We start from the raw sequence: 13,875 nt of genomic DNA, 5'->3' as shown, positions 1-13,875 counted from the left end.
GGTCTCCTCAGCGCTCGACGAGTTTCATGCGGCGATTGAACAGGTTCATCGCCAGCGAGACGGTGATGCTGATGCCGAGATAGACGGTCATCCAGATCACCACGACTTCGATCGACTGACCCGACTGGTTGAGGACGGTCGAGCCGACCGCGACGAGATCGGGATATCCGATGGCGAGCCCGAGCGAGGAGTTCTTCGTGAGGTTCAGATATTGCGACGTGAGCGGGGGAATGATCACGCGAAACGCCTGCGGCACCACCACGAGACGCAGCGCGAGCCCGCGCCGAAGGCCGAGGGCGGCGGCCGCCTCGTTCTGACCCTTCGACACCGACAGGATGCCGGCGCGCACGATCTCGGCAATGAAGGAGGCCGTGTAGACGGAGAGAGCCAGGAAGATCGAGAGGAACTCGGGCTTGATCTGGAAGCCGCCGGTGAGGTTGAACGTGCCGCGCTGCGGGATTTCGAGCGTCGCCGGAAAGCCCGTCGCGGCGAAGACGACCAGCGGCAGGAACACGATCAATCCGAGGGCCGGCAGCAGCAGGCCGGTGCGCTGGCCGGTGGCGAGTTGCCGCCGCTTGAAGACGCGCGACAGGACGAAGGTCGCGACGATGCCGACGAGCAGCGCATAGAAGGTCGCCTGCGATCCCGCCCCGAAGAGGACGCTCGGCGTCTGCAGGCCGCGGTTGGACAGGAAGGAATCGAAGGGAAACTCGATGGCCTGTCGCGGTCCTGGCAGCACCGACAGCACGCCGAAGTACCAGAACAACATGACGAGGAGGGTCGGGATGTTGCGGAAGGTCTCGACGTAGACAGTGCAGATGCCGCGCACGAGAAAGTTCTGCGACAGCCGCCCGATGCCGACCAGAAAGCCCAGGATCGTCGCAAAGACGATGCCGGTGCCCGCCACGATGAGCGTGTTCGCCAGACCGACGAGGATGGCTCGCCCGTAGGTCTCGTTGGTCGAGTAGGGAATCGGAACCTGCGAGATGTCGAAGCCGGACCGGGTCTGCAGGAAACCGAAGCCGGAGGCGATGTTGGCGTTGCGGAGATTTTCCGCCGTATTGCTCGCCAGCCACCAGGCGAAGAGCGCGAGCCCTCCGACCAGCACCACTTGAATCACCGCGCTTCGCACGGTCGGGTTGGTCAGGAGCGAACCGCCTGATCGGGCTGGCCTCGTCAGCGGTACGGTCTCTGCGCTCATGGATGTCCTTCGGTCGAAAGCGGAGGAAGCCTGCCGCCGCGCGTGGCGGCGGCAGGTCTGGATCGTATCAGCCGAATGAGATCAGCGGATCGGCGGCGCGTACTGGAGGCCGCCCTTGCTCCACAGCGCGTTCTGCCCGCGGGCGATCTTCAGCTGCGAGCCGGTTCCGACGTTGCGCTCGAAGATCTCGCCGTAATTGCCGACCGCCTTCACGACGTTGACCACGAAGTCCGACGACATGCCGGCATCGGCGCCGAACGTGCCCTCGACGCCGAGAAGGCGACGGATCTCGGGATTCGTCGAGGCCTTCATCTCTTCGACGTTGGCCTGCGTGACACCCAGCTCTTCGGCGTTGAGCAGCGCGAAATGCGTCCACTTGACCACGTTGAACCACTGGTCGTCACCCTGGCGCACGGCCGGGCCGAGCGGCTCCTTCGAGATGATCTCGGGGAGAACGATGTGGTCGTCGGGCGTGCCGAGCTCGAGGCGCGAGGCGTAGAGGCCGGACTGGTCGGTGGTCAGCACGTCGCAGCGCCCGCTGTCATAGGCGCTGTTGACGTCCGACTGCGCCTCGATGACGACCGGGTTGTACTGCATGTTGTTCGCGGCGAAATAGTCCGCGAGGTTGAGCTCCGTCGTGGTGCCGCTCTGCACGCAGACCGTGGCGCCCGAGAGCTGCAGGGCGGAATTCACCCCGAGCGCCTTCTTCACCATGAAGCCCTGGCCGTCGTAGAAGTTGACGCCCACGAAGGCGAGGCCGAGGGCCGTGTCGCGGCTCATCGTCCAGGTCGTGTTGCGCGCCAGGACATCGACTTCGCTGTTCTGGAGCGCCGGGAAGCGCTGCACGGCGGAGAGCGGCGAGTAGACCACCTTCGATGCGTCGTTGAAGACCGCGGCGGCGATCGCCTTGCAATAGTCGACGTCGAGACCGGCCCACTGGCCCTGGTCGTTCTGGTAACCGAATCCGGGCAGGCCGGTGTTCACGCCGCACCGGACCGTGCCGCGCGCCTTCGTGTCGCCGAGCGTCGCCGCCGAGGCACTTCCGGCAGCCACCCCCACGGCCGAGAGGCAGAGGGCGGCGGTCAGGAGCTTCAAGTTCATCAGGATAACCTCGATCAGCACGAAATGGGGATGGGCGGCTCGTCAGAGCAGCGCCAAGCGAAACGAACGAAGACTGTTCGACGGGGATCACATGCCATAAAAATTTGCAGGTCAAGCTTCTGGCGCTTTTTTCCAAAGCGTGCGCTAGCATCGCGTCGCATGTGCCGGCAATTTCTGCAGAATGGACCTGTTTTGAGCAACCCGAAAGACCTCGAAAGCCCGATGGGCTCGTCCACGCGACTACTTCATGCTGGATACGCCCCAAGTGACTATCATGGATTCGTGAACCCGCCGACGGTTCGCGCCTCGACCGTCCTGTTTCCGGACGCCGAATCCATGCGGCGCCGCGACCAGAAATATCTCTACGGTCTACGTGGCACCCCGACGATCGAGGCGCTGGAACACGCGCTGGACGATCTCGAAGGCTCGCACGGCACGATTCTCGTGCCCTCGGGGCTCGCGGCGATCAGCTTTCCGCTACTGGCCTTCCTGTCGAGCGGCGACCACTGCCTCGTGGTCGACAGCGTCTATGGTCCGACGCGGCTGTTCTGTGACACGCTGCTTCGGCGCATGGGGGTGGAGACGGAGTATTTCGATCCCGCGATCGGCGGCGCCGGACTGGCGCAGCGCATGCGAGCCAACACCCGCGTCGTGTTTCTCGAGGCGCCTGGCTCCAACACGTTCGAGATGCTCCATGTCGCTGGCATGGCCGACGTCGCGCGGCGCGGCGGCGCGGTGTCCATGCTGGACAACACCTGGGCGACTCCCCTGCTCTTCCGTCCTCTCGACCACGGCGTCGATCTGTCGATCCACGCGCTGACGAAATATCCGGGCGGCCATTCCGACGTGATGATGGGCAGCGTGTCGGCCAATCGCGAGACCTTCGCGCGGCTACGCGACGCGCAGATGCAGATCGGCGTCAACGTCTCGCCCGACGACACCTATCTCGTGCTGCGGGGCCTCAAGACGATGGCGGTGCGCCTGAAGGCGCACGAGGCCGCAGCCCTCGAGCTGGCGAGCTGGCTGGAGACGCGCCCGGAGGTCGCCCGCGTGCTGCATCCCGCGCTCCCCTCCTTCCCCGGCCACGACCTCTGGAAATCACAGTTCAAGGGCGCGAGCGGGCTCTTCTCCATCGTGCTTGCCGGTGGCGGCGAACGCGAGGCGTCGGCCTTCCTCGACGCCCTGCGCATCTTTGGTCTCGGCTATTCCTGGGGCGGCTTCGAAAGCCTCGCGCTCGAAGCCCATCTCGGCGACCGGGTCGTCGCCAAGGCGCCGACAGAGGGGCCGGTCATCCGCTTGCAGATCGGGCTGGAGGACGTGGCGGACCTACGACGCGACATCGAAGGCGGACTAGCCGCTCTTGGCTAGAACCGGGGGCGGGCGCCGTGTCGATCGGGCCGCGGCGCAGCCTTGCCCTTCGTCGACGCGGCCGACCCCTTCGAAATACGCGTCAGGGAGCGATCCACGTGGCGGATCGTAACCGGTCGCCATCGAGATGGAAAAACGCGCGTGTCTGATCGGAGCCGTCGAGCCGCAAGGCATCGATCCGTGAAACGCGAAAGGTGATGAGGGTGAAGCGGGCCAGACCGGGATCCGCCGCGCCCGGCGCCGCTTCCGCGAAGTCCAACGCGTCGGGCGCCGGCAGAGGCGTTCCCGGCGCCGGTGCGGTCCGGTACTTGCGACGCCCTTTCTCGGGAATCGCCTCGTAGGCCGCTGTGGCCTTCAGCGTGCCCGGCAGGAAAAGGTCAGCCTGCCCGAAGAACCGAAGCTGCAAGCCGTCCGCCGGGCGCCAGAACAACACTTCGCTGGCGGGACGTGCGAGAAGCTGCAGGACCTTCTCGGATCGAACGTCCGTGTGAAAGCTCAGTTCTGCCGCCGCACGATCGACCGCACGCAGGACCACGACCCGGAGGGAAGGCGCACCGTCTTCGTTCACGGACGCGATCGTCGCGTTCGGAAGATCGCCGCGGCGCCGGGCTGCGGCCTCGTGAAGATCCTGCCAGATCGTGTCGAGCCAGACGGAAAGACGAGCGTCGTCCATGGCGATCCCGAGATCCCGCAGGCGGGAAGTTTAGAAAGCTTTTGTCTGCCGACGCCCATCGGCCTGGCGGCAACAAAAAGCGGCCGGGCCCCTATCGGCCCGCCCGCTCGCAGTGGCTCAGAACCGAAGGCTACTTCGTGTTCACGGCGTCCTTCAGGCCCTTGCCTGGCGCGAACTTCGGAACGTTGCGGGCGGGAATGTCGACCTCGGCGCCGGTGGACGGATTGCGGCCCTTCGAGGCGGCGCGATGCGACACCGAGAACGTCCCGAAGCCCACGAGCCGAACGTCGTCGCCGTTCGCCATCGTCTCCTGCAGAACGTCGAAGATCGCGTCGACGGCGGTGGTGGCGTCCTGGCGGGACAGCTTCGACTTGTCGGCCACGGCCGACACCAGCTCGTTCTTGTTCATTCGTTCTCTCCAGACTTCGGGCTCATGCCCGTTCGGGTCGCCACGATGATCAAATCATCGGCTCGGTTCAAGCAGGAGATGGCCGAAACGTCGAGAAAACAAGCCTTACTCGTGAAAAATGCCGCCCCAAGGGACGGCATTTCGACCTTTCAAAGCGTTCGACGATCAGTGAGCGATCGTCGCGGACTGATCGTCGGCGGTCTCGCGGGCGGGAACCACGTCGTCCGATTCGGTCCAGTGGATCGGCTCGGGCTGCCGAATGAGGGCGTGGACGAGGACTTCCGCCATCCGCGACACCGGCACGATTTCGAGGGCATTCTTGACGTTATCGGGAATCTCGACAAGATCCTTGGCGTTCTCCTCCGGGATCAGAACCTTGGTCATTCCGCCGCGCAACGCGGCCAGCAGCTTCTCCTTCAAGCCGCCGATGGGCAGCACCCTGCCCCGCAGCGTGATCTCGCCGGTCATGGCGATGTCGCGCCGCACGGGAATGCCGGTCATCACCGAGATGATCGCCGTCGCCATCGCCACACCGGCAGACGGTCCGTCCTTCGGGGTCGCCCCCTCGGGAACGTGAACGTGGATGTCGCGCTTGTCGAACAGCGGCGGCTTGATGCCGTATTCGATGGCGCGGCTGCGCACGTAGGACGCGGCGGCGGAGATGGACTCCTTCATCACGTCCTTCAGGTTGCCTGTCACCGTCATCTTGCCCTTGCCAGGCATCATGACGCCTTCGATCGTCAGCAACTCGCCGCCGACCTCGGTCCAGGCGAGCCCCGTGACCACACCGACCTGATCGTCCGCCTCGGCCTCGCCGTAGCGATACCGGAACACGCCGAGATAGTCGGCGAGGTTCGCCGCCGTCACCGCGACCGACGTCACCTCGCCCTTGAGGATCTGCGTCACGGCCTTGCGCCCGAGCTTCATAAGCTCGCGCTCGTAGGAGCGAACGCCGGCTTCACGGGTGTAGCGCCGAGCGATCTCTCGCAAAGCATCCTCGGACACCGAGAACTCCTCGGGCCGCAGCGCATGGTCGCGGATCGTCTTCGGCAGCAGGTGCCGCTTGGCGATCTCGATCTTCTCGTCCTCGGTATAACCCGCGATCCGGATGATCTCCATCCGGTCCATGAGCGGACCGGGGATGTTCAACGTGTTGGCGGTGGTCACGAACATCGTCGAGGACAGATCGTATTCGACCTCGAGATAGTGATCCATGAACGTCGCGTTCTGCTCGGGATCGAGCACCTCCAGCAGCGCCGACGACGGATCGCCGCGGAAATCCTGGCCCATCTTGTCGATCTCGTCGAGGAGGAAAAGCGGGTTCGACCGCTTCGCCTTCTTCAGAGACTGGATGACCTTGCCGGGCATCGAGCCGATATAGGTCCGCCGGTGACCCCGGATCTCCGCCTCGTCGCGCACGCCGCCCAGCGCCATGCGAACGTATTCGCGACCCGTGGCCCGAGCGATCGACTTGGCGAGCGAGGTCTTGCCGACGCCAGGAGGTCCAACGAGGCAGAGGATCGGGCCCTTCAACTTGGACTGTCGGCTCTGCACCGCGAGATACTCGACGATGCGCTCCTTCACCTTATCGAGGCCGTAGTGCTCCTCGTCGAGGATCGCCTCGGCCCGCTTCAGGTCGATCTTGATCTTCGACGGCTTGCCCCAGGGCAGGCCGAGCAGCCAATCCAGATAGTTGCGCACGACGGTGGCCTCGGCCGACATCGGGCTCATCTGCTTAAGCTTCTTCAGCTCGCCGGCGACCTTCTCCTTGGCCTCCTTGGAAAGCTTGGTCTTCTTGATCCGGTCCTCGATCTCGGCCACCTCGTCGCGGCCTTCCTCGCCGTCGCCGAGTTCCTTCTGGATCGCCTTCATCTGCTCGTTGAGGTAGTACTCCCGCTGCGTCTTCTCCATCTGGCGCTTGACGCGCGAGCGGATGCGCTTCTCCACCTGCAGCACCGAGATCTCGGCTTCCATGAAGCCGAGCGCGCGCTCGAGACGCTCGCGAACGCTGACGATGCCGAGCATCTCCTGCTTCTCGGTGATCTTGATCGCGAGATGCGACGCCACCGTGTCGGCGAGCTTGGAATAGTCGTCGATCTGCCCAGCAGCGCCAACGACTTCCGGCGAGATCTTCTTGTTGAGCTTGACGTAGTTCTCGAACTCGGAAATCACCGACCGCGCCAGGGCCTCGACCTCGACGGGATCGTCCTCGGCATCATCGACCGCCGAAGCCGACGCCTCGTGCCACTCGGTGCGATCCGTGAACTGCGAGATGCGGGCACGGGAGACGCCCTCGACCAGCACCTTCACGGTGCCGTCCGGAAGCTTCAGCAGCTGCAGGACGTTGGCAAGCGTCCCGAGATCGTAGATCGCGTCCGGCGCCGGATCCTCGTCGCTGGCGTTCTTCTGCGTCGCCAGCAGAATCTGCTTGTCGGCGCCCATGACCTCCTCGAGCGCCTTGATCGACTTCTCGCGCCCGACGAACAGCGGCACGATCATGTGTGGGAAGACCACGATGTCGCGTAGCGGCAGCACGGGATAGAGGGTCGGACGGGCATCGGAGCCGCCGGAATGTGTCGGGTTCGACATGGGAGTCCTTTCTGCGGCCTCGGGCCGCCGGAGGCCCTTGCGCGGCGGCCCCGAAGGCACCGCCGCGAAGACCTTCTTCGCTACTGCAATGTGGTTTCTCGCACCCCGTGGTTCAAGCCGTTCGAAACTGGCCGAACCGTCGATCCCGTCGCAAGGACCCGAGCGGAAAACCCACCCAATCGAAAGACGAAAGCCCGCCCCGGTGGTCCGGAGCGGGCTTTCGTCAGATCATGTCCGGTTGCCGGCACGTGCGTCAGGCACTGGCGGTTTCCTTCTCGTCCTTGCGCTCGGCATAAATGTAGAGCGGGCGTGCGTTGCCGTCGATCACCTCTTCCGAGATCACGACCTCCTGAACGCCTTCCAGCGTCGGCAGATCGAACATCGTATCGAGCAGCATCGATTCCATGATCGAACGCAGGCCGCGGGCACCCGTCTTCCGGTCGATCGCCTTGCGGGCGATTGCCTTCAACGCATCCTCGTGGAAGGACAGCTCGACATTCTCCATCTCGAACAGCCGCTGATACTGCTTCACCAGCGCGTTCTTCGGCTCGACCAGAATCTGCACCAGGGCCGGCTCGTCGAGGTCCTCAAGCGTCGCGAGGACGGGTAGACGACCCACGAACTCGGGGATCAGGCCGAACTTCAGAAGATCCTCGGGCTCGACCTTGCGGAAGAGCTCGCCGGTGCGGCGATCTTCAGGGCTTTCGACAGTCGCCGCGAAGCCGATCGAGGTCTTGCGGCCACGATCCGAGATGATCTTGTCGAGGCCGGCGAAGGCGCCGCCGCAGATGAACAGGATGTTGGCGGTGTCGACCTGCAGGAACTCCTGCTGGGGATGCTTGCGCCCGCCCTGCGGCGGAACGGACGCGACCGTGCCTTCCATGATCTTCAGAAGCGCCTGCTGCACGCCCTCTCCCGACACGTCGCGGGTGATCGAGGGGTTGTCCGACTTGCGGCTGATCTTGTCGATCTCGTCGATGTAGACGATGCCGCGCTGCGCCCGCTCGACATTGTAGTCGGCCGACTGGAGCAGCTTGAGGATGATGTTCTCGACGTCCTCGCCGACATAGCCGGCCTCGGTCAGCGTCGTGGCGTCCGACATGGTGAACGGCACGTCGAGGATGCGGGCCAGCGTTTGCGCGAGCAGCGTCTTGCCGCACCCCGTCGGGCCCATCAGCAGGATGTTCGACTTCGCTAGCTCGACATCGTTGTTCTTCGACGCGTGCGCGAGCCGCTTGTAGTGGTTGTGGACCGCGACCGACAGGACCTTCTTGGCGAAGGACTGACCGATGACGTAATCGTCGAGAACCGCGATGATCTCCTGCGGGGTGGGCACGCCCTCGCGCGACTTCACCATCGAGGATTTGTTTTCCTCGCGAATGATGTCCATGCAGAGTTCGACGCACTCGTCGCAGATGAAGACCGTCGGGCCGGCGATCAGCTTGCGGACTTCGTGTTGGCTCTTCCCGCAGAAAGAGCAGTAGAGCGTGTTCTTGGAATCGCCGCCGCTCACTTTGCTCATCGTTCTTCCTTCCGTTCCGCACCTCGGACTTCAGAGGTCCGGAGATAGGTCGCGAGACCCTTTCATGATCCTATGCTGCAACGCGCACAAAGCAACCGCCGGATCCGACTGCGCAAATCCGGGAATCACCAGGGATCGGCACCCACCAACCTAGTCGAATCATCCTTGATCGACGCTTAACACCACGAGCGATCCCTTCGAATACGGGCCGCTCGTGGCGATAAGATGGAGTTCGCCTCAGCTGGCGACGACCGCTTCGAGTGCGTCTCGCGACGAATAGACCTTGTCGATGAGGCCGAAATCCTTGGCCTCGTCCGACGTCATGAAGTGGTCACGATCGAGCGTGCGTTCAATGGTCTCGTAGTCCTGGCCAGTGTGCTCGACATAGACCTCGTTGAGACGGCGCTTCAGCTTGATGATGTCCTGCGCGTGGCGCTCGATGTCCGAGGCCTGGCCGGAGAAGCCGCCGGACGGCTGGTGCACCATGATGCGCGCGTTGGGCGTCGCGAAGCGCATGTCCTTGTGGCCGGCGCAGAGCAGCAGCGAGCCCATCGACGCGGCCTGCCCCATGCAGAGCGTCGATACCGCCGGCTTGATGAACTGCATCGTGTCGTAGATCGCCATGCCCGACGTCACCACGCCGCCCGGCGAATTGATGTAGAGCGAGATTTCCTTCTTCGGGTTCTCGGCCTCGAGGAAGAGGAGCTGCGCGCAAACGAGGGTCGACATGCCGTCCTCGATCGGCCCCGTGATGAAGATCACGCGCTCCTTGAGAAGGCGCGAGAAGATGTCGTAGGCGCGCTCGCCGCGATTGGTCTGCTCAACGACCATCGGCACGAGATTCATCGCGGTCTCGAGAGGGTGTTTCATCGGTGTATCCTGCGGAAGGGTGGAAGGTCGAATGGAAACCCGACGTGCCGAATCGGGGCGGTCTGTCTGAGCACCGTAGATAGGGCTTGCGGCGGCACCAGCGCAAGGCGCGCTCCTGCGGCACGGTTACGAGCGCCCTTCTCCGTCCTCGTCGGCATCGCCTTCGCCGTCATGCCGCAACTGGTCGCGGCCCGCAGGCGGGATCAGCGTTCCGTCGGGGTTGCGCTCTGGCGTGCGCAACGGCGGCTTGGCTGCTGCGGGCGAACCGTCCGACCCGCCCTGTATGGCTGCGTTGGCGGAGACGAGTCCGGCCAGATGCAGCGGCGGCGCGTTGTGGTTCTTGCCCTCGCCGAACCAGACGGTGGTCTGCGGGAATGGGATCTCGATGCCGCGCCGGTCGAGGATCGACTTGATCGACTGCTTGTAGAGGCGGCCGATCGGCCATTGCTTGCCCGGCAGCGTGCGGATGCGGGCCCGCACCGTCACGGCATAGTCGCCGAGAAGCTCGACGCCGAGCATCTCGAAGTCGGCGATGATGTTGATCCCCTGCTCGCTCGCCCTCACCTCGTCGAAGGCCTCCTGCATGGCCGCCTTCACCTCCTCCACGTCCTCTCGATAGGCCACTGCCACGTCGGCGACGAAGTTGGAGAAGTCCTTCGTCATGTTGGCGACCTGATCCACCGAAGAGAACGGGATGAGATAGTAGGTGCCGTCGAGCGCCCTGAGGCTCACCGAGCGGATGGTGAGTTTCTCCACCACGCCGGACACGGCGCCGAGCTGCACCACGTCGCCCTCGTTCAGCGCGTTCTCGATCTGGATGAAGGCGCCGGTGATGATGTCCTGCACCAGCTTCTGCGCGCCGAAGCCGACGGCGAGGCCGACGACGCCGGCACCGGCCAGAAGCGGCGCGATGTCGATGCCGAGCTGCGAGAGAACGAGCATGAGCACGATGACGCCGAGCGCGATGGTGAAGGCGTTGCGGAAGAGAGAGAGGAGCGTGCGCTCGCGCGCCGTCGGCACCGAGCCGTAGTTCGGGTTGAGCCGGTACTCCACCCAAGACGACACCGTGAGGTAGATGCCGAACGCCACGACGAGGATGAACAGCGCGCCGACCAGCGAGCGCGTGAAGCGCTGGCCGACCTCCGTCTGCAGCCAGCCGTCGAACTCGAGCAGGCCCCACGCGTCGAGAATGACGCCGACAACGATCAGCACGACGAGCGTGCGGATCACGAAGAGCACCTTCGGAATGAACGAGTTGAGCCGGCGCTCGATCAGCGGGAAGCGGTCCTTCGTACCCGACGAAACCCGCACGCCTCGCGTGACGACCTTCTTCAAGACCGAGGCGACGAGCCCGCCGATCGCCATCGCCGCGACGGACTTGAACGACGCCGTGAGCATGAACTGAAAGCCGTTACGCGGACTGCTCAGCCAGAGTGCGAAGAGCGCGAAGACGAAGGCGCCCGCGAGAACCCACCAGATCGTCCCGAGGAACAGGTAGAAGCGCGCCTGGATGGTGCGCGAGCCCCCGCGGTAGGACTTCTGCAGGCGGCGCCCGACGCGCACTCGGTTCGCGAGGATCAGTCCTTCCATCGCCGCGAAGGCGATGGCCACGGTGATGAACCGCACGGCGTTGCCCGCCGCGATCGAGGAGTTCGTCTGCACCACCGGCGCCACGAACAGGAACGTGTAGCCGAGCAGCGTGATGACCAGCGCCAGCCGGCGATACCAGTAACGCGCCTGCCCGTCGCTGAAGGGCGTCATGCGCAGCGCGGGGTCGTGGGGCATTGCGAAGGCCGACAGGCCGATCTTCACCAGCTCCGTCAGCACGAAGGCGTTGAGGAAGAGCGCCTGATTGAGATTGGGCGGCCCGCCATAGACCGCGAGCGCCGTGAGGTGTCCGGCCCCTGTCGAGACGATGATGCTGGCGACGTCGGCAAGCGTCGCGAGGCAGACGAGAAGGAGGCGCTTCAGCGGCGCGCGGGGGTTGGCGCGGGCGTTCAGCCAACGCCCGATCCGCCGGTCGAGGAAGCCCAGCGCGGCCAAGGCCACGAAGACGGCGAGCGCGACGATCGTCACCGGCTGCACCGCCTGCCACACGCGCGGCAGATCGATGGCCCGCGCGCCGGAGAGAAAGTTCAGGCCCTGGCGCGCGAGGTCCAGAGCTTCCTGCGCCGTCATCTGCAGAACCTCGACGCCGGAGCGCGTGTAGGCCGCGAGATGCTCGGGAACGGACTCCACGAGATCGTCGACGCCCGGTGCCGCCGTCTGCGCGGCGGCGGTCGCTTGGGCGCCTGGCTGGTAGGCCGCGGCCTTGAGGGACTCGATCAACCGGTTGCGCGTCGCCTCGGTTTCGAGAATGCGAATGAGATCGTCGAGCGAGGCCCCTTCCGCGGTGGTCTGCGTCTCCGTCTTCGCCGGCGAAGACGCGGACGTGCCGGTCAGCGAGGGAAGGCCGGGGATCTGGGCCCGAGCGGCGGGAAGCGCGAAGAAGATCGCCGCGACCAGGAGGAAGATCGTGCGAACGCCGGCGTGTCGGAGCATGAAGGACGGGTCCGTCAACGAAGGTCTGGAATGGGACGCACCGGAAGGCGGTGGGGCGAGGTCGGCGGCGCGGGGGCCGGGCCAGGGCGTCCTAGCCGCTGGTTGGGGCGATCCTGTGATGTCGGCCGTTTTCCCCGCCTCGAACGCAAAAAGGGCCGGTCGAGGACCGGCCCTTTCTCGTCTCGGAGGTCGGAGCCGCTCAGGCGGCGGCGATCTCGTCCTCGTCTTCCTTCATCAATTCTTCCTTCGTCACCGTCTTGTCGGTGACGTCGACGGTGGCGAGAAGGTGGTCGACGACCTTCTCCTCATAGATCGGGGCGCGCAGGCTCTGCACGGCTTCCGGCGTGTTGCGGAAGTAGTCGTAGACCTGCTGCTCCTGGCCGGGATACTGGCGGACCTGCTCGATCACGGCCTTCTGCAGCTCGTCGTCGGTGACAATGACGCCGGCCTTCTCACCGATCTCGGAGAGCACGAGCCCGAGGCGCACGCGGCGCTCGGCGAGCTTGCGGTACTCGGCCTGCGCCTTCTCCTCGGTCGTGTCCTCGTCCTCGAAGGACTTGCCGCTCTGCTGCAGCTCGCGGGTGACCTGCGTCCAGATGTTGTTGTACTCGGCCTCGACGAGCTTCTGCGGCAGCGCGAAATCGTAGTCGCCGTCGAGCTGGTCGAGGAGCTGGCGCTTCACCTTCTGGCGCGTCGCCTGCCCGAACTGGCTCTCGATCTGGCCGCGCACGATCTCGCGCAGGCGATCAATGGACTCGAGGCCCATCTTCTTGGCCATCTCGTCGTTCAGCTCGAGCGCGTCCGGCTTGGCGACCGCCTTCACCGTCACGTCGAACACGGCCTGCTTGCCGGCCAGATGCGCCGCGCCGTAATCCTCGGGGAAGGAGACCTCGACCTTCTTCTCCTCGCCGGCCTTCACGCCGACGAGCTGGTCCTCGAAGCCGGGAATGAACTGGCCCGAGCCGATCACGAGGTTGGAATCTTCGGACGAGCCGCCCTGGAACGCCTCGCCGTCGATCTTGCCGACGAAGTCCATCGTCACCCGGTCGCCGGTCTCGGCCGCGCCGTCCTTGGGCTCGAAGGTACGCGCGTTCTCGGCGATGCGCTTGACCTGATCCTCGACCTCCTCGTCGGCGATCTCGACCACGGGACGCTCGATCTTGATCGCGTCCGTGCCCTTCAATTCGAAGGTCGGCAGCGTCTCGTAGGAGACGGTGAAGCGGAAGTCGCTCTCGCCGCGCAGGACCTTCTCGGCCTCCGCCTCGTCCTCGGTCATCTGGATCTCGGGCTGCATGGCCGAGCGCTCGTTGCGCTCCGCGATCACCGAGCGGGGCGTCTCGTTGACGATCTGGTTGACGATCTCGGCCATGATCGAGCGACCATAGGTCTTGCGCATGTGCGCCATCGGGATCTTGCCAGGCCGGAAACCCTTCAGCTTGACCTGATCCTTCACCTCGAACAGGCGGGTCTGCAGCCGTGCCTCAAGATCCGAAGCCGGCACGACGACCTCGATCTCGCGCTGGAGGCCCTCGGCCTTGGTTTCCTTAACCTGCATCGTCAACCCTTTATGGTCTGCGACGGCGGGCGGAGTGCCCGTCGTC

The 13,875-nt window shown here is 64.9% G+C and carries 10 protein-coding genes; 1 reads left to right on the top strand and 9 read right to left on the bottom strand.

Features of this window, described 5'->3' with window-relative positions:
- Positions 1-7 precede the first annotated feature (7 nt).
- Together GGR04_RS10570 and GGR04_RS10565 are read right to left on the bottom strand one after the other, a co-directional pair.
- Entirely contained in the window at positions 8-1,201 is a 1,194-nt protein-coding gene (locus GGR04_RS10570; RefSeq protein WP_183199839.1) for an amino acid ABC transporter permease, read from the bottom strand.
- Positions 1,202-1,282: 81 nt separating this feature from the next.
- Positions 1,283-2,302 carry an amino acid ABC transporter substrate-binding protein gene (locus GGR04_RS10565; protein ID WP_183199838.1) on the bottom strand — a complete coding sequence of 340 codons (1,020 nt, stop codon included), beginning with the start codon at positions 2,300-2,302 and terminating at the stop codon, positions 1,283-1,285.
- A 159-nt stretch (positions 2,303-2,461) separates the two neighbouring features.
- On the opposite strand from GGR04_RS10565, the gene metC reads away from it, so the two are divergent.
- A complete protein-coding gene (metC, locus tag GGR04_RS10560; protein WP_183199837.1) occupies positions 2,462-3,670 on the top strand; it encodes a cystathionine beta-lyase in 1,209 nt (402 codons plus the stop codon).
- 82 nt (positions 3,671-3,752) lie between these two features.
- Here metC and GGR04_RS10555 read toward each other — a convergent pair whose 3' ends face one another.
- The 7 genes from GGR04_RS10555 to tig all read right to left on the bottom strand — a co-directional run bounded on the left by GGR04_RS10555 (position 3,753) and on the right by tig (position 13,829).
- Complete coding sequence (locus GGR04_RS10555) at positions 3,753-4,343, bottom strand: pyridoxamine 5'-phosphate oxidase family protein (protein ID WP_183199836.1); 591 nt, start codon at positions 4,341-4,343, stop codon at positions 3,753-3,755.
- Positions 4,344-4,473: 130 nt separating this feature from the next.
- Complete coding sequence (gene hbs, locus GGR04_RS10550; protein ID WP_183199835.1) at positions 4,474-4,752, bottom strand: non-specific DNA-binding protein Hbs; 279 nt, start codon at positions 4,750-4,752, stop codon at positions 4,474-4,476.
- Positions 4,753-4,917: 165 nt separating this feature from the next.
- On the bottom strand, positions 4,918-7,341 hold the full coding sequence (gene lon / locus GGR04_RS10545) for an endopeptidase La (RefSeq protein ID WP_183199834.1): 2,424 nt from the start codon (positions 7,339-7,341) through the stop codon (positions 4,918-4,920).
- A 253-nt stretch (positions 7,342-7,594) separates the two neighbouring features.
- A complete protein-coding gene (clpX, locus tag GGR04_RS10540; RefSeq protein ID WP_183199833.1) occupies positions 7,595-8,863 on the bottom strand; it encodes an ATP-dependent Clp protease ATP-binding subunit ClpX in 1,269 nt (422 codons plus the stop codon).
- Positions 8,864-9,100: 237 nt separating this feature from the next.
- Positions 9,101-9,733: an ATP-dependent Clp protease proteolytic subunit gene (locus GGR04_RS10535; RefSeq protein ID WP_183199832.1), complete on the bottom strand. Its 633-nt coding sequence runs from the start codon at positions 9,731-9,733 to the stop codon at positions 9,101-9,103.
- A gap of 126 nt (positions 9,734-9,859) precedes the next feature.
- Positions 9,860-12,274 (bottom strand): mechanosensitive ion channel domain-containing protein, encoded by a 2,415-nt coding sequence (locus tag GGR04_RS10530; RefSeq protein WP_183199831.1) that lies wholly within the window; start codon positions 12,272-12,274, stop codon positions 9,860-9,862.
- A 199-nt stretch (positions 12,275-12,473) separates the two neighbouring features.
- Positions 12,474-13,829 carry a trigger factor gene (gene tig, locus GGR04_RS10525; protein ID WP_183199830.1) on the bottom strand — a complete coding sequence of 452 codons (1,356 nt, stop codon included), beginning with the start codon at positions 13,827-13,829 and terminating at the stop codon, positions 12,474-12,476.
- Between the last annotated feature and the right edge of the window lie 46 nt (positions 13,830-13,875).

Origin of the sequence: Aureimonas pseudogalii (genome assembly GCF_014196835.1) — a bacterium.
Lineage (GTDB): Bacteria > Pseudomonadota > Alphaproteobacteria > Rhizobiales > Rhizobiaceae > Aureimonas > Aureimonas pseudogalii.
The sequence above is the reverse complement of the archived record's forward strand: the minus strand, read 5'-3'. Positions and strand labels throughout refer to the sequence as shown.